This window comes from Bradyrhizobium sp. CB1015, assembly GCF_025200925.1.
Lineage (GTDB): Bacteria > Pseudomonadota > Alphaproteobacteria > Rhizobiales > Xanthobacteraceae > Bradyrhizobium.
In genome coordinates, this window is sequence record NZ_CP104174.1 from 2436084 (window position 1) to 2452534 (window position 16451).

A 16451-nucleotide genomic window follows, 5' to 3' on the forward strand; every position below is an offset into this window, starting at 1 on the left:
CTTGCGTCGGTCGAACGGATCGGGCCGAGGTCGCATGCCCTTGAGCTTATAGCGCCGACGGAATGAGAAACGACATTCGCGAACCGGAACGGGACGTTGATAGTGGGAGTCGGAAGATTGTCTCATCGAAAGCGACCAATAGTTTCCGCGCGAGCCGATCAATGCGCAAGGTCTTAGACAGAGCAAGTCAACCAGCCAATGCCATGACAGGCTCTCGCGGATTACTGTGCGCTCATTGTCGATCGCGGAACTAAAATGTGGTATGGTGTTACGTCAAGCCGTCCGGGGTGCAGCTGCGGCCCTTAGTGGCTGCGCCGCGATCTGGAAAGGAGCGATTGTAGTGCTGAAAATCCGTCCTCACTTCCCTGGAGTCTACTGCGGCCAATCGGGGATCCAAGAACATGCTCCGACTTACATACTGTCGGTAACCACCGACATTAGTCTTGATGGGATGCCGCCCAGTCAAATGGCGGTCCTCCAGCCGTTCCGAACGGAATTCACCGCTTGATCAGTCCGGTAGTCCAGAAAGTCGCTATCGACAACTACTTGATCACCAGCCAACCGCCAACTGCGTAAGCGTTGTAAGCAACGTCCCGATGAAGCGAACAGCTCGGTGTCGGGCAAGGCGCCGCCGCGCAGGATGTAGGCGCTAGCTATCTCGGCCGACCCACGCCGCCTTCTTCTTTGATTGAGGACATATAAATCGTATCGATTGTAGTCTCGACGGCTACGATCTATTCAGCAACGATCGGCGTAACGTACCTATTTTGGGCAAACCTGCATGCCGCGTTAGAATCGAATCGATCGACACCTTATAGCCGGCGTGTCGAGATCGGCCACCAATACAGTGCCGACTTCGACCGCGCGGAGAACTGAGGTCGTCAGAAAGACCGCAACCGCGAGAATCCAGCAGCACCAGACGTAAGGCCCGCCAAAATGGGCGGTAGACGGGGCAGTGATGGAAATCGCGTCCAATGCGCTATCCACCCACAGATGCAGCCAGGAACGAATGATCCGGACGATCCCCGTCGCGTAGTCCACGAAAGCCGGCGGCAGCAGCGCCGTGGCGCGGGTCACCGCGGAAAACCAGAGCGCGACAGGACTGTTCTTGCCAAAGTTTATCCGGAACGGCGCGACCATCAAGACGATGGCTACAGGATAGTCGATTAGGTAGGTGTAGATAGACTTTGTGACATTGCAAAAGGGCATAACGCAACTCCTGCTTGCTGGGCTGCTCGATCGAGTTATTGGGACATCGAGAGTAGAGGCGGCGCCCCCAGACCAAGCGTTGTGATTGGGCGACCCGTGCTGCCACCAAGTATCGATGAGGTGCATGAGGACAGTATTCGTGTCCGCGCGCCGTTAGAAATGCAGTATCGTTATCGTTTTCATTCTCTCCGGCGGTGGTGCGTCTACAGCTTTCAGACGCAAACGGTCTGCGGGCGCTGGCAGATGGACGGCCGCGGTGATCTCCATTGCGTCGCGCGTACGGGTGTAGATTGCCACCGGCGCCATACAGACATGCGCTGCGGCATGAACTCGCTGGCCTTACTGGTGCAGGAAGCCTTCAGGCGAGACCGGCACGGCGGCGATCTCTATGTGTTCCGAGGTAAGAGCGGCAAGCTGGTCAAGATCCTCCGGTACGGAGGCGACACACCAGCCCAGCTAGCTCGTTTCTCGCGAGTAGTCACCGCCGTTCGACTGAGTGAGGTTGCGGGACTTTCCGTACTTCCCGATCTTCGCTCCGAATTATCCGAGGATCTCGTGAGCGATCGGCTCGGAGGCGTGACTCAAACAGGGAGCTTGCAGCTTGTGCGTCGGGCTTGCGAATGTTGTCGTTGTTCGACGCAGGTGCAGATGCGTTGCGGATTGTGTCCAGCACACGCGTCCAATCGCGAGCACGGGCAATTTTGATGAAGGCGTCAAGCGCTGGCGAATACCGCCTCCCCGCCACGGCCAAGAGCTGCACCTCGCACCGGACGGGATCGCCCTCAATCGGAATAGCGGCGAGCGATGGCAGCCTGGGAGCGTGCTCTGGGGCTAGGATGGCTCCAAAACCGGCGGATGCCATTTGCTGAAGATGCTTTTCCTGATCGCTGCTGTGCACAATTCTTGGACCTTGATGGTCGAGAAGACCAGCTTGCACGAATCTACTTGCGACATCGCATCCGAGCCTTTCGAGAAAAATCAACTCGTGCAAGTCGTGTAGCGGGATGACGGATTTCCTCGCCATTACATGTTCCCGAGGGAGAACGAGCATGTACCGCTCTTCGAACAGCGGCCAGCGATCGATACGTTCAGGCAGCTCCACAGCGTCGCCGACGAGTGCCGCATTGATTTCGCCATCCAAGAGCATCGTAACGAGCCCATTGGCATCGGCTTCGCGCAGATCGAAACGTAGGTCAGGGATGGTCGTAGTGAGCTCCCAGAGCACTTCCGTAATGAGTGCGGCCGAGATTGATGGCGACAGTCCTATTTTGAGCCTGGCGATTGTCTTTTTTTGATAACTTCGCGCCTGAAGCCGTACCGCCTCCGCGGCGGCAAATACTTGCTCGAGCGTGGGCAAAACCATCTTGCCCAACTCGGTGAGTTGGGTGAAACGACGTTCACGGTGAATCAGCGCTCCGCCGAGCTCTTCCTCCAGCTTGTGAACCGCCTTTGTCAGTGCTGGCTGAGTCACATTGCATTGCTTTGCCGCTTGGGTAAAATTGAGCGTCCTTGCGAGGGCCAGGAAGTATCGCACCTGATGAAACTGCAGATGCATGCTCACACCCGAGAGATTTGCCATGGTCCGGACCATTTCAGCTCGTTGCCATGGGAAGCAGGGGTGATGGCAAAAGGATTGGTCGTGGAGTTTCTGACGAAATGGGAATTATGCATCGGCCCGGAGTTCTCGATATCCGCCTGGCGAAAAGTTCTCTCGCCAACGCTCTTTCCCGCTAACGCCGCGGACGATGACATCAGCTCAATTCGAGGGTCCGGCAAAAACCTTGGATCATGAACCTTGCATGGCCTCGATCCGATCTCGATGTGCTGATGGCGACCTTGGATGTCGACGTCATGGGCACAGCGTTTTGTACCCCTCACGGTTACATCGGCCCCCGTGGGCAATGCAGTTGGCGCAGGGAATATGGTTCGCATCCTGGTTATCCGTGACGCTGCTGTCTTGATGTCTGGCCAGAGATAGAGCAGATTGAGCGCGACGGTAAGCTCAGTTCTTGTTACGGCGTTATCATTCTTGCGGGTTTATTGAGTGAGTAGTTCTGCTTCGTCTCTGGCGTGCCCGACAGCTCCGTGGTCTCGATCACCTGTCAACCTAAGTTGGCTTAAGGGTCAGCCGTGTCCTAGAAGTCAGAATTAATTGGACAAGTCGCCTTTGGTTGGTTGATTGGTAGCTGCCTTTTTTGGATTAGCAACACTAAAGCGCGCTTGCCATCCCGGGGTCGCTATCTGTCATTGCATCAAGGCGACTCAACGGGCGAACTCAATACTGGTGCAGCTCTGTCACGTAGCCGACAGGCACGCTTCAAATCGCAAAAGCCGAAAAACACCAAGATTCTTGCGGTCGATAGATATTCGCTCTGCTGTTGGCCCGCTGCAGGATATTCGATTCACGCGGCTCGATTTGACTGTGCGGGCAACGTGAATCGAAAAGTTGCTCCCCGAGGTTCGGCGGCCGTGGCCCACAGTCGTCCCCCGTGCGCTTCGATGATGGTGCGGCAGATCGACAGACCCATCCCCAAGCCGCCGGGCTTTGTCGTATTGAAGGCGTCAAAGACGCGCTCAAGATCCGCTGAGCTCAGGCCTGGACCTGAATCCCGCACCTCGACAAGAACGCCATCCGACTTGCTCCTATCGGTGGTGATCACCAATTCTCGCGCCCCCTCACAGATCGAGCTCAAGGCTTCGATCGCGTTGATGATCAGGTTCATAATCACTTGTTGCACCTGGACCCGATCTCCTTGAATGAGCGGCAAGCCGTCCACGAGGTGTGACTGCACCACAATGCCATTCTTCTCGACTTCGCCACGGGTCAGGGCGATGACCTCGAGGATTGCTCCGTTGATGTCAACTTCTTCTTTCCGGAGAGGTGCTTTTTTGAAAAGGGCGCGCATCCGGCCGACGACCTCGCTGACGCGATTGCCGTTTGCAAAGATCCGGTTGAGAGCCTGACGAGCTTTCTCCAGATCTGCCGGTTCTTTGCTTAGCCAGTGCAACGCCGCTGAGGCATTGTTGAGCGTCGCGCCGATCGGCTGGTTGACTTCATGGGCAATCGAAGCAGAGAGCTGCCCCATTGTTGCGACTCGATTCGCGTGCACTAGCTCCATCTGCACCTCGCTGTAGCGCCGCTCGCTTTCGCGAATTTCCTCCTCTGCCCGCTTGCGCTGCGTTAAGTCTACCACGAAGGCAACGCCTTGGTCGTGTCGCCCGCCGAACGTCGCTGCCCCGACCAGCACTGGCACGCGGCTGCCGTTTTTCAGGAAGTACTCCTTCTCATAGGGTTGCACGGTTCCGGTCGCCTCCAGCTCGGCCACGCATCGGTCGTCGGCATCGCGCCATTCGGTGGGCGTCAGATCCCGCCAGCGCAGTCGACCGGAGACGAGATCGTCGCGGTCGTATCTGACGATGCGGAGAAAAGCTTCGTTGGCATCGATGATCCGATCGTCACGATCCCAGACGAAGATGCCGATGATGTTGGCATCCACTAGCCGTCGGATCCTGGCCTCCCGCTCGGCTAGCTCGCGGTACAGGCTGGCATTCTCTATTGAGATAGCCGCCTGGGAAGCGAGTAGTGTGAGGACCACCATTCGAGCAGGAGTAAACACGTCAGTCGCAAAGTTGTTCTCCAAGTACAGGATTCCAATCAACCTGGTCTGCTTAAGTATTGGGAGGCAGAGCACTGACCGCGAGCGATGGTCGCGAATATAGGCATCCGCTGAAAACGAGCTCTGACTGGACGCATCGTGCAGGAGAACGCTCTCTTTTGCCCGAAGGACGTAGTGAAACACAGACTCCGGTAGATCAGCGGCCGTGACGCGTGCCTGTTTCAGGACCACGTTCACGTTGTCACCGCTGGTTGTGGCTTCTGCTTCAATTTGATATTTGTCGTCTCGCGAAAGTATCAAGAGACCTCGATCGGCGCCCGCGTGTTCGATTGCCGAACTCATGAGCGTGTTGATTAACTTCTCGAAGACGATCTCGCCTGACACTGCTTCCGACACTCTGAGTACGGTAGTCAAGTCGAGCTGCTCGATGGGTGTCACTATTGTCGCCGCGGAATCCGGGATCGACTTGTCCACGTTAAGGTGCGAATAAAGCTCCTCAAGTTGGCGGACCTTTCCGTCGGCTCCCCAGCGCAGGTAGCAGGCCCGCGCGGCCCGCAAATAGGTCGCGGCGATCTTCTCGTAACCGCGCTCTGCGTAGAAGCGCCCGGCTATCTCGTTGGCAATTGCCTGGTTGTGCACGAATCCGTGTTTGTGAGCCTCGTGGATGGCCTTGTCGTACAGCTCCTGAGCGTTCTGCACCCGGCCCTCAAGGCGGGCGATTTCGGCGCCGACCAACGTGGCGCGATCTTCGAAGGTTTCGGCGTTGGCCTCGGTCCACATTTGGAGCTCCCGGTAGTGGTCCAGCACAGAATCGAAATGCCTCGGTCTCTCCTCCGGAGTGGCGTGATCAAAGACCGCCGCATGCGCCAGCGCGCCATAGAGTCGATACTCCGCTGACTCGAACATTGCCGCCGACGTCCAAAGCAGCGGTTCGGCGTGTAGCGAGGCGTCCACCGCCGACGCAAGGTCTCCGGCGAAAAAGTGCGCCTGCAGCTTTCGCGTCCAGTAATAGAACTCGGCGAGCACTAAGTCGGGGCTCTTGGCTAAGCGGCGTTCGGTATCGATTTCACTGTATCCCTCGTGATCCAGGCATCCGAAAGTTGCAGTCAGCCCGCGCAAGGTGAGGATCAAACCGAGTTGTGCTTCGCAGCGCTCGATGGCCAGGCCGAAACGCGCCCGCCTAGCGGATGCCAGGCCGTTCTCGCATTCCTTTTGCACTTCGGCGAGTGGATCCCCGGCGGCGAGGCAAACCGTGACAGTGAGCAACTCGCACTCGGCTGTCAGATACTCGATCGAGAAGATGAGCTGGTGATTACGTTTCCAAGTCTCTTCTTCAAGAAGGGCTCTGCCGGCTCTGAGATACTTGAGCGCCGAATCGTATGCTGTCGAGAGCTTCGCGCGCCGGCCGGCGATCAGATTAAGTTCCGCGACGCGCTCGCGATCCTCGACTAAGGTGATGAGATGGGAGCCCCGGTTGAGTTGATTGACGATCTCAAATATCGCCTCCTCACGTTTTTCAGCGGGCGTGTGCTCGGCGAGGAGCATTCCGATGCGCAGGTGAGCCTCGGCACGCAGCTCCTTCGGAATCAGGGAGTAGGCGGCTTCCTGCACGCGGTCGTGCAGGAAACGGTAGGAATTGTCCGCACGGAAGATGAGGCCCGATCGCACGGCTTCCCAGAGATGGTCGTGGATGTCCTCGACTGAGCCCTGATACCCAATCCGCAGCATCTCGAACTCTGCACTGTTGCCCATGCAGGCGAACTGTTGGAGTACCTTCTGGGTTTCTGGCGGAAGGCGCTTCAACCTCTCGACCATCAGCTCTACAACATTGTCCGTGAAGCCTTTGTCACGAATGCGGAGCAGGTCCCATACCCAAAGGCGCTCGCGATAATCGAATTTCAGTAGGCGATCGTCCGCCAGAGTAGAAATGAACTGGATTGCGAAGAACGGGTTGCCCGAGGTCTTTTCGTGGATCAAGTCTGCCAGTGGGGCGCCGCGCTCCAGTTGGCAGTGAAGGGAGTCCACAATCAGTTTGCCTAGATCGTCGCGACTCAGTGGTGTGAGAACGATGTCCTGCACTGCCGCTCCGGCCTGACGGATCGCTTCCAGCTTACGCACGAGCGGGTGGGTGGCATTGACCTCGTTGTCCCGGTACGCACCAATGATCAGCAAGTGCTGCAAATCGTTGCGGCTCAACAGGTCTTCGAGGAGGTCGAGTGTGGCGACATCTAGCCATTGCATGTCATCGAGGAAGAGCGCGAGCGGATGTTCGGGTCGCGCAAATACGCCGATGAACCGTCGAAATACGATCTGAAAACGTCTCTGCGCTTCCTGCGGCGGCAATTCGGGCACTGGCGGCTGTTCGCCAATGACATGCCTCAATTCCGGGACCAGATCGACGAGGAGCAGTCCGTTGGGACCCAGCGCCTCACGAAGTGCGTCCTGCCATTTGCGCAGGTCTTCCTGGTTCTGGCTGAGGAGCCGCCGGACGAGGCTCTGAAACGCCTGGGCCAACGAGGCATGCGGAATGTCGCGCTTGTACTGGTCGGACTTGCCTGATGCAAACAAGCCGCGTGGCGGCACGAGTGGTTTGTGGAGCTCATTGACGACTGCGGATTTGCCGATGCCGGAATATCCGGAGACCAGCACCAGTTCTACACGGCCACCGCGTACGATGCGGTCGAAGGCGGCCAGCAGAGCGTCAACCTCGCGGTCCCTCCCGTACAGCTTCTCGGGGATCATAAGGCGATCTGGGGTGTCGTGAGCGCCAGGGGTGAAGTCATCGATCCGCCCCTGGGACTCCCATTGGGAGAGGCAGCGCCGAAGATCGCTCTCAACTCCCGCCGCTGTCTGATACCTCTCCTCCGCCGTCTTGGAGAGCAACTTCATCGTGATCGCGGAGACCGAGGTCGGTACGGTTCCTACGCGCTCGCTGGGTGCGGCTGGTTGTTTCGCGATGTGACAGTGCACCCACTCCATCGGGTGGGAGGCCGCGAATGGAAGACTCCCGGTCAGCATCTCGTAAAAGGTCACCCCAAGCGAGTAAAGGTCGCTCCGAGAATCGACCGAACGGTTCATTCGTCCCGTCTGCTCGGGTGCCATGTAGGCGAGCGTTCCCGCGATGAACTCTGGAGGTTCGGGCGACTGGCGCTCGCGCGTAAGTTTGGAGGCAATCCCGAATCCCGTGAGCCACGCGTTGCCGGTGTCGTCGACGAGGACATTCGCAGGCTTGATATCCTTATGTATGAAGCCCTGCTGATGGACTTGACCGAGTGTTCTTGCCAACCCAATGGCGGTTCTAAGGAAACGAGTCAGGTCGAGCGGTTGCCCCTGGTCACGCTCAAGAATCCGATCCAGCGGCTGACCGCCAGGGTCCTTGAGTAAGAGGATCATACGCCCTTCGTGACGAGCAATGGCCAGAGGCTTGGCAGCCCACGCGGGATCGAGTTCGGCTCCGAGCGAGTATTCGTGCATGAGCCGCCTGATGCTTTGAGGCGACGGCTGTTCGAAGAGTGCGATCGCTAGGACCGGCGAGGGGGCGTCGTGCTTTCGGCCGCGGTAAAGGGTAAAGTCTGCGCTTTCCCGCAGGGGCGTCAGCACGTACCCCGAGAGCCCCGGCATAGGTGACATTCTTGTTGCCACAGCATCACCAGTTCAGCAAGCTGCCTAACCTTCACGCAGCGCTATCATAGCGCTACCCGGCTCTCGCGCGCATGCGTCAATCAGGCGGTCTTCGTCGTATGCGTACGATGCGCAATACGCCGGATCAACAGATATCGCTGATAGATCCGGATGCCCGTTCGATGGCCACCAGCGGACGCGGATCGGGTGTCGTCGGCTATAATGTCCAGGTCGCGGTGGACACCGCGACATCATCTGATTGTTACGCACGAGGTCATAAACGTCGGCCGACAACGGCCGCGCGCCGATCCTATCCGTTTGCACACAACCAAGACCCGGAACGGACATATCGGGATCACCGCTTCCAGAGAGGAAAAAAGGCGCTTAGTGCCAGGCGGGAGATCGTAAATCAGACGCCGGCCGCCGCCTTCATCTCACCCGCAAGTTCATCGTAGCAGACCGTCCACGCCTCACGAACGGCGGGCGTGAGATCCTCTCCAAGCGCCTGTTCGAGGGTCCAGAGCAACGCTTCCCGCACCGCGTCGTAGTCGGCGAGCTTAACCCCGTACTCGACATGGCGGACGGCAAGGTCATGGATCGCGGGCGAAAGTTGATCCAGCGCGGGTAGATTGTAGACGACCATAGCGAGCATGGTCATTAGCTTGACGCCCTGAATACGCATGTTGTTTCTGAATAGCGGCCGGAAATTCGGATTGGTGGCGAATAGCCGCTCGTAGAACAACGCCCCGGCGACCTCAGGCATCGCCGCCAGCCGGGCGAAGGTGGTCTGAACAAGCTCCTGCTGCACAGCATCCACGATGTCATTTCCTTTGTGCGGGCGCGGCTCACTCGGCTGCGCGCGACACATGATAGCAATCGGATGCGAGACCTCAGGCGAATAGAAACGTCGTGCAACCCGACGCATCTCATTGGCGCGATTTCCGTGGGTCATTCACACGGAAGCAGTTGCGAGGTCGTCTCATTTAGCGCCAGGCAACGTCTCATCTAGCGCCAAGCGGGAGATCGCCCCGAGCGCATTCACGATGTGTCCTTTCCTGTCGTGCGCTGGCCATTCACTCGTCCTTGCGATGCCGCACGCAGCATGGTGGGCGGGCTACCGAACTCGCTTGCGAACGTGCGATAAAACGTCGCCATACTGTTGAACCCCCAGCCAAAAGCTATATCGATCACCGATCGTCCGGTTCCCGTCGCGTCGGCTATGGCGTCGCGGCACCGGAGCAGTCGCTCGCGCGAAACGTATCGGGCGAAACTGACATTGTTTGCCTCGAACAGGCGATGCAACTGGCGCGCCGAGATGCCGAGTGCGGCCGCGGCGCTGGCGGCGGTCAGGGAAGGATCGGCGAGATGCAGGTCGACGTAACGCTTGGCGGCCGCGAGCCGCGCCGATTGTAGCGAATCCCGCCCCCGATTGATGCCTTCGTTTGAGATGTTACAGCTCAGTGCCACGAGACCGCAGAGATTGCGCAGCACAGCTTCACCGTGTTCGTTGGAGAGCAGCGGGGCTTGCGCCTTCACCGCATCAATAGCTGCGCCGAGCAGCGAGCCGAGCGGCGAGGCACCGGCCAACCGAAACGGGCGCTCCAGTCGACCCCCGGTTATAATCGGCGAGAGTGCAGCCCACGGGATGATCAGCATGTCGAACGACTCTGGGCCTTTCCATTCCGCGTTGAATTGCCATTCGGTCGAGCTTATGCAGAAATCACCGGGCTCATGAATCAGGTCGACTGGCGTGCTGCGTGCCGCGGCCCTCCAGATGACCGGCGCGCGAAATCGGCGGACGAAGAACGCTTCAATCTTGTCCCTGGCAACGTCGGCAGCCGTCCGTTGGACCCTCTCAAGTCCCGAACTTATCTCCAGCAGCGCAAATTCGCCTGCAATCGATCCACTCGCTTCCGCGCGAAAGGCAGCGGGATCCGGAATCTCGCCCGGCGTGATGCTATGGGCCTGCTTCGCGAAATAGTCGCACCAGAACTTCACGCGGTCGCGCGGCGCAATATGGTCCGTGGAAAAATGGACTTGCATGATCATCCCGTGGGCCGACCAAATGCCTTGGAACCTAACTTAGACCGGTTACATCGGCAAAGCGAGGGTGCCAGACTTTGGGGGCTGCCACTTTTTAAGGGCGGATGTGGAGAGTTCCTTTGCGTCTCGGTTCCAGCGGCGAGCTGATCACCGCACCAGCCTCTCCGCGGCCTTAACTGAACGACAACCGAATGGCGATCGGCGCAAAATGAGACATCATGCGGCGCACGGTGAGACGACGGTAGTGACCTGCGAGACTATGCTTACTCAAATTCGAGTGTAAGGCCGAATAGGTCCTATGAACAAGGTGGGTACACAAAGGAGGTTGAAAATGGCAACCAACGCAACAAGCACGATGATTTTGGATGGCGACTTCGACAAAATCGACTTCCGAGGAGAAGTCGTCGACGGGCACCTCGTCACAAAAGGAATTCTTGCAGACCAAGCGGCAATGGATTCTATCCCAGTAGGGATATACGTTCTCGAAAAGGATGCCACTGTCGTCAAGTGCAACAAAGCTGCAATCGCGGGTTGGGGACGCACGCCGTCTCTGGGAGCCTCGGAGAAGTATTGCGGGTCACACCTTCTGCGTTACCCTTCAGGAGAAGTGATGCCGCACGAACTTGCACCACCATCCGTGGTGATCAACAACGGCGCCACCGTTCGCAACGCCGATGTGATTTGCGAGCATCCCAACGGCAATCGTCTTCTGGCGCTCGTTAATGTCTTTCCGATTCGTGACAACGACGACGAAGTGATCGGAGCCGTCAACATTTTCCGTCACAATACCAGCAAGACTGTCCCTGGCTTACTCTCCGAGTCTGCAAATAATTCCGATTGCGAGATCGGTGAGGGGGAGGAGCAGTGAGGCTCCTTCGCCGCTTCGGGTTCCGTATTTCTTCATAGGGGCCTTCTCGGCATGTGGCGTACCAGAAGCTCAATGTTTGTCCGCCGCACCCGGCTGACCGCGTTTTCGGCCCGGGAAATTACAAGTTACGCTGACTAGGGCGCGCGGTGCTTTTGCGCGCGCCATGCTCTTGCGATGGAGGTAGCTGTGCGATCGAACGAGCGACGTGAACGAGAGCGTGAGTTGCGTGCCGCTGGGAGGCTGCCCCCAGGACAGTCGCTTACGCTCGAGTGGCCGGTGAAGCATGTGGGCCCGGTGCCGGTCTTTCGTCCCAAGACGTGGGATTTTCGAGTGTTCGGCCTGGTAGAGGAGCAACTGCGGCTTTCGTGGGAAGAACTTTCCAATCTGCCGCAGAGCGAAGTATTTGCGGACATGCACTGCGTCGTGCACTGGAGTCGGTTCGACAACCATTGGGAAGGATTGCTCGCCACAGAATTAATGAAGCGAGTGAAGCTGCGGCCAGAGGCGCGGCATGTGATGGTCCATGGCGAGAATAACCACACGGCAAACCTGCCAATCTCAGATTTTCTGCGCCCGACGACTATCTTCGCCCTGCGGCATAACGGCGAACTCCTTACGGCCGAGCATGGCTACCCGTTGCGCCTCGTGGTGCCAAACCTCTATGCGTATAAGAGCGTGAAGTGGGTACGCGGGATCGAGTTTTTGGATCGCGAATCGCCAGGCTTATGGGAATTTAACGGATATCACATCTACGGCGACCCATTCAAAGAGCAACGATCTTCGAGCTGAAACTCGGGACCGAAGCTGGCCGAGCGCCGGCAGCTGATTTCGCGGTCATGATGGGTTTTCATCCGATTTTGCGCGCTGCAGAGCCGATTGGACGCATCCGAGCAGAACCTCTTCGTCGATGGGCTTGGTCAGATAGCCAACGACGCCCTGACCCAGAACTCGAGTTCGCGCGCTGTCATCGGGGTAAGCCGTGATCAGAATTGTTGGTATGTCATAGCCAGATCCTACCAAGCGGCTATGCAATTCAGGCCCAGTCATGCGCGGCATGTGGACATCAACAATCAAACAGGAGGTATGGCGGACGTTAGGAGACGCCAAGAAATCCATTGCGGATGCAAAGGCCTCAGTCGTGAAGCCAACTGCCTGCATGAGACCCGCTAACGCCTCGCGAGATTGCTCATCATCATCGATGATCGAAATCTGAATCTCGCTAGACATATCCCCGCCTTCAATGCTGGGGATGCGGACCGCCGCATTTCGCGTTCCGTATCTCAAGAAGGGCACCGCGCGGATATCCAAGCATCGTACTATAACGAGAAGCGTTTGGACCCGCGATTATATTGTGGACGGGGGATGCCAGACCTCGGAATAATCGATGTTATACTTTAGAATAAGTGATTCAAAACTTCTGAATAGGTCAACCCGATTTGGGCCACTTCCGAACACGTGCGCTGATGCCAGGTCATTGCGCTCGACGCGTCAGGCGCTTCCGGCATCGATCAAAAGCATCAGTTGGTTTGCGCCTAAGCAATTTTCGCTGATGGAGACACCACGAAGCGATTAGGACGGTGGCAACTTTATACCAAGCATCTCCGCTATTCTGACAAGCTCGGCTAGCGATTGCGCACCCATCTTCTGCATCACGTGGCCGCGGTGCGCCTTCACAGTGATCTCAGCTACGCCTAGCTGGAAAGCGATCTGCTTGTTCTTTAAGCCAGAGGTCACGAGAGCCAGCACCTCTCGCTCGCGCGGGCTTAAACGTTGGAGACGCGATTTCAGGTCCGTAAGCCGCTGCTCGACCTTTCGCCGCGTCCGATCGCGCTCCAGCGCGATCGTCACCGCATCCAGCATGTCCTGATCGCGAAACGGCTTCGTCAGGAAATCGACAGCGCCTGCCTTCATCGCCTTAACCGACATCGGAATGTCGCCGTGACCGGTCATGAAGATGATGGGAATGGAAGCGTTCATTTTCGACAGCTCGGTTTGGAAGTCGAGACCGCCCAAGCCCGGCAATCTAACGTCAAGTACAAGGCAGCTCACCACGTCGGGTAATAATTCGCCTTCGAGAAGCTCCGCGGCCGACCCAAACAACTTGACCTTGAAGCCGACCGAGTTGAACAGATCTCCGAGTGAGTCGCGGAAGTCCCTGTCATCGTCAACGACGGCGATAGTTGGCTCCTCGGCTGCTGCACGCTTTTGAATAGAATGCTGCGCCACGAGATAATCTCTCCCAACTTCGTGTAAAAATATCACCTCCACGAAGGCCGTTCAACACATGAGAGGGGTTCCAGCGTGGAACGCCTTGGTTCGTGGGCCACGAGAAGGTTCGCCAATGTCCTCACCTCCACGCTGTAGCCGCCCGATGAAATGTCAGCTCACCTCACGCTCCGTTAGCAGCGACGGATTTAGGGAACCCGGGATCACTCGGTGGCGTTTGGGCGGGGCGGTCCCCTTTGCGCGCCGCTTCACCGTTACGTCGTGCGAACGGATGCTGCTAGGCCATCACTCGCAGATGCAGGTCTTCTTCCGGCTCGTGAGCTGCGTTCCTAAGGCGCCGAAAGCCAGACCGACCTCGACGCAATGAGAGGCCGAGATGCCTCGACGTTCCGAATAGCAACTTGGTCGCGACGTCGCAGGTCATTCATATGTCAAGGGAGGAGCCACGCTTCGGCGGTAATCCGCCGGGGCAATTCCCGTCGCCTTCCGGAACGCCGTGGCGAACGCGCTACGACTGCTGAAGCCTACCGCCCGACCGATTTCTGTCATCGAGCCCGCTCGTTTTGCCAGCAGCAACTTGGCGTGCTCAACACGATGCTTAGTTTGGTACCGATGTGGCGGCATTCCGAGAGATTGCTTGAATACCCTGCAGAAATGATATGGGCTCAGACGAACGAGCTGCGCCAACGTGCCAATCGGTATCCGCTCATTGAGATGTTCCTGGATATAGGCGCTGACGAGTCGTTGCTGCCACGGTGCAAGGCCGCCTTGGAGCTGAGGTTGAATGCTGGGCATCCCGCAAGTGAAACGCACGATTTCATGTATGAGCAGAGTACCGAGACTCCCGAAGTACATCGGGTCTCCTGCACGGCTCTCGACGAACGCCTTCAGCTTGAGCGCGGTGTGCCAGAGCGCTTCGTCTTCAAATAGTATACGTGGAGCGTTCGGTAGGTCGGTGATGCCACGCTTATAAAGAACCTTCAGGTTCTCAGGTTCGAAGTAGAAGTACATGAGCCGCATCTGCGACCCGCGCAGCTCGTGCCAATCGTGAAATTCGCGGCCAGCCGGCACGAATGTCAGTTTCCGCTCGAGGTTTCGGAGCGCAGATCGCGGCAGACCTTCCACGAATGTCTCTCCTTCACTGCGCTCTCCCTTCTCGTACATCACGAGCATATGGACTGGAGCCCGAAAATGATTCTGGATTCTACCTCGTCCGGTGAATCGCAAGGATTCGGCCGTCATGCCATGCCCATTTACCTTGAAGCGTGCCACAGTGTCGGAAGGAGAGATTTCAACGACAGGATGGATCACGTCCGCCACGAGGTGACCATCTGATTGGCGAATTGTATCAAAAATGGAGCAGTCATGGTCGCCTTCAAAGTTTCGGGACGGGGTTATCGGGAGCAACGCTTGCGATCTTGAAAGCTGTTGCAGATCGTCAGGGCCACGCGGCGAACGGCGTAGCGTCGTCGAATTCGTCCGTAAACGGACTTGGTGGAGTTCGGCTCCCAGTTTGGAGGTCGGAAGTAGTAGGGGGCCTTCTGGCATGGCTTCTCCTCTTCGCTCAAAGTGGGTTCGTGCTGTCAACTGACCGTCATTTGCTAGACACATGGGGTCGCCCTCCGGGTGCCTATTCAAGACTCTTTAATTTCATTGTCGCGGTGTTTCTGCGTGGGCACTAGGCCGAGCGCCGGCTTTCTTCGCCCGAATCCGCGACGAACGGGTCGAGGTGAGCATGCCGTGTGATACCTTGGTCCTCAATTGCACTCGCATTTGCGCGTCTGACAGGAAGGGCCAAACGGGGATAAACTTTCGCGGAGCCGAGCTGCGACTTTCGTATATCCAGGCTTCGACTTAATTCACGCGGAGCTTCACATGGCCAACTCGGAGTCCTGAACCGTCATGCGCGCCCCCGAGTTGGTTGGATGTCCCTCAGGATCGCGCGCATGCTACTGAGAAACACAAGTCCAGAAATACCGGGCGGCGGTCCTAACCTGGAACGACTGTTCTTCAAGCGCTTATTGTTTGGCCTGGACCCAATTTTGGTGCAGCTCTAGTTTGCCGCGCCGGCTAGTCAGGCCTGTAGCAAATCAATAATTCCGTACGCCCTACTTGGAGGCAAACTAGCAGTCGCCGAGCAAACTCGTCAGACACGGCAAATTAATCATTCGGAGGTGGTAGATCATCGCGTCCGCCCGAGCTTGCGACTTTGTGGCGAGTGCAATCGAAATGCGTCCCTAATCTTCGCGGTCACAACATCATAGGCTACTATACGCTTATCGTGATTGGTGCGAGATGGTTCTCACGAGTTCGGTCACGGGTTTGATTTTGAAGATGCGTGGCCGATTCTCGAAGGATGCACTGGTACCGCGATGGCCGTTTAGAAAAGTACCCTTGATAGCGGTCCCGTGGCCCGCATTTTCTATCCCGGCCGCTGAGACCCGCCAAACCGATTGCTACGCGGACACCCCTAACTCCCTCCGTACTGGTCTTGATCGTAGGCCTGCAAGATGCGGACAAAATCGGCCATGCTGGATTGGTCTCGATTTTCGGCCGTAGCCCCAAGTTGTGTGTTGGGCGCGGGCGGGCTCACTCGCCAAAACCAGATTAGGAGATCCACGATGTTTTTCATGGCCGGCTCTCCGCAGCGAACCGTCGAACTAGAGACACTTGCGGGATCGGCGACGCACGTTTCAATCAGGGGAAAGGTCGGTCGGGCGCTACGCCGCCGACCCTATCCTGCAACTGCCTGCTCGCGGGCCGGTTCCGTTGCTTTTCATTCCGTATCAACAGCTAGCACGGGTCTTGTGATTGACGCCATTGGGCGCGGGTATCGAGTGACAGTACAGAGGTATTGGTTGAATCAA

Annotated in this window: 10 protein-coding genes and 2 pseudogenes; 4 read left to right on the forward strand and 8 right to left on the reverse strand. The window is 57.6% G+C overall.

Features of this window, described 5'->3' with window-relative positions; translation table 11 throughout:
• Positions 1 to 789: 789 nt before the first annotated feature.
• Complete coding sequence (locus tag N2604_RS11030) at positions 790 to 1209, reverse strand: hypothetical protein (protein ID WP_260374722.1); 420 nt, start codon at positions 1207 to 1209, stop codon at positions 790 to 792.
• Between the two features lie 324 nt (positions 1210 to 1533).
• Between N2604_RS11030 and N2604_RS39740 the strand changes: the two are divergent.
• Positions 1534 to 1590: pseudogene (locus N2604_RS39740) on the forward strand (hypothetical protein); the annotation flags it as partial.
• Between the two features lie 97 nt (positions 1591 to 1687).
• Here N2604_RS39740 and N2604_RS11035 read toward each other — a convergent pair.
• Both N2604_RS11035 and N2604_RS11040 read right to left on the reverse strand, forming a co-directional pair.
• A complete protein-coding gene (locus tag N2604_RS11035) occupies positions 1688 to 2788 on the reverse strand; it encodes a LysR family transcriptional regulator (RefSeq protein WP_260374723.1) in 1101 nt (366 codons plus the stop codon).
• Between the two features lie 823 nt (positions 2789 to 3611).
• Positions 3612 to 8447, reverse strand: coding sequence for an AAA family ATPase (locus N2604_RS11040; protein ID WP_409241706.1), 4836 nt, complete (start codon positions 8445 to 8447; stop codon positions 3612 to 3614).
• A 140-nt stretch (positions 8448 to 8587) separates the two neighbouring features.
• Here N2604_RS11040 and N2604_RS11045 point away from each other — a divergent pair.
• A pseudogene (locus N2604_RS11045) lies at positions 8588 to 8744 on the forward strand (IS5/IS1182 family transposase); the annotation flags it as partial.
• A 112-nt stretch (positions 8745 to 8856) separates the two neighbouring features.
• Here the strand turns inward: N2604_RS11045 and N2604_RS11050 are convergent.
• The gene (locus N2604_RS11050; RefSeq protein ID WP_245473823.1) at positions 8857 to 9264 is read right to left on the reverse strand and encodes a globin domain-containing protein; all 408 of its coding nucleotides are present in this window, start codon (positions 9262 to 9264) and stop codon (positions 8857 to 8859) included.
• A 221-nt stretch (positions 9265 to 9485) separates the two neighbouring features.
• Positions 9486 to 10496, reverse strand: coding sequence for a helix-turn-helix domain-containing protein (locus N2604_RS11055; protein ID WP_260374724.1), 1011 nt, complete (start codon positions 10494 to 10496; stop codon positions 9486 to 9488).
• A gap of 325 nt (positions 10497 to 10821) precedes the next feature.
• Between N2604_RS11055 and N2604_RS11060 the strand changes: the two genes are divergently transcribed.
• Together N2604_RS11060 and N2604_RS11065 are read left to right on the forward strand one after the other, a co-directional pair.
• Positions 10822 to 11358: a PAS domain-containing protein gene (locus tag N2604_RS11060; RefSeq protein ID WP_128935417.1), complete on the forward strand. Its 537-nt coding sequence runs from the start codon at positions 10822 to 10824 to the stop codon at positions 11356 to 11358.
• A 276-nt stretch (positions 11359 to 11634) separates the two neighbouring features.
• The gene (locus tag N2604_RS11065) at positions 11635 to 12147 is read left to right on the forward strand and encodes a molybdopterin-dependent oxidoreductase (RefSeq protein WP_245473822.1); all 513 of its coding nucleotides are present in this window, start codon (positions 11635 to 11637) and stop codon (positions 12145 to 12147) included.
• 45 nt (positions 12148 to 12192) lie between these two features.
• On the opposite strand, the gene N2604_RS11070 is transcribed toward N2604_RS11065, so the two are convergent.
• From N2604_RS11070 to N2604_RS11080, 3 genes are all read right to left on the reverse strand, one after another.
• Positions 12193 to 12585, reverse strand: coding sequence for a response regulator transcription factor (locus tag N2604_RS11070; protein ID WP_183260094.1), 393 nt, complete (start codon positions 12583 to 12585; stop codon positions 12193 to 12195).
• A gap of 342 nt (positions 12586 to 12927) precedes the next feature.
• A complete protein-coding gene (locus tag N2604_RS11075) occupies positions 12928 to 13584 on the reverse strand; it encodes a response regulator transcription factor (protein ID WP_128935414.1) in 657 nt (218 codons plus the stop codon).
• A 420-nt stretch (positions 13585 to 14004) separates the two neighbouring features.
• Positions 14005 to 15132: an AraC family transcriptional regulator gene (locus N2604_RS11080; protein ID WP_260374725.1), complete on the reverse strand. Its 1128-nt coding sequence runs from the start codon at positions 15130 to 15132 to the stop codon at positions 14005 to 14007.
• Between the last annotated feature and the right edge of the window lie 1319 nt (positions 15133 to 16451).

Excerpts from the sequence above, each read along its gene's own strand:
- N2604_RS11070 (WP_183260094.1), bottom strand. The coding sequence starts at position 12,585 with ATGTCTAGCGAGATTCAGATTTCGATCATCGATGATGATGAGCAATCT.
- N2604_RS11035 (WP_260374723.1), bottom strand. The coding sequence starts at position 2,788 with ATGGCAAATCTCTCGGGTGTGAGCATGCATCTGCAGTTTCATCAGGTG.
- N2604_RS11080 (WP_260374725.1), bottom strand. The coding sequence starts at position 15,132 with ATGCCAGAAGGCCCCCTACTACTTCCGACCTCCAAACTGGGAGCCGAA.
- N2604_RS11030 (WP_260374722.1), bottom strand. The coding sequence starts at position 1,209 with ATGCCCTTTTGCAATGTCACAAAGTCTATCTACACCTACCTAATCGAC.
- N2604_RS11055 (WP_260374724.1), bottom strand. The coding sequence starts at position 10,496 with ATGATCATGCAAGTCCATTTTTCCACGGACCATATTGCGCCGCGCGAC.
- N2604_RS11060 (WP_128935417.1), top strand. The coding sequence starts at position 10,822 with ATGGCAACCAACGCAACAAGCACGATGATTTTGGATGGCGACTTCGAC.
- N2604_RS11040 (WP_409241706.1), bottom strand. The coding sequence starts at position 8,447 with ATGCCGGGGCTCTCGGGGTACGTGCTGACGCCCCTGCGGGAAAGCGCA.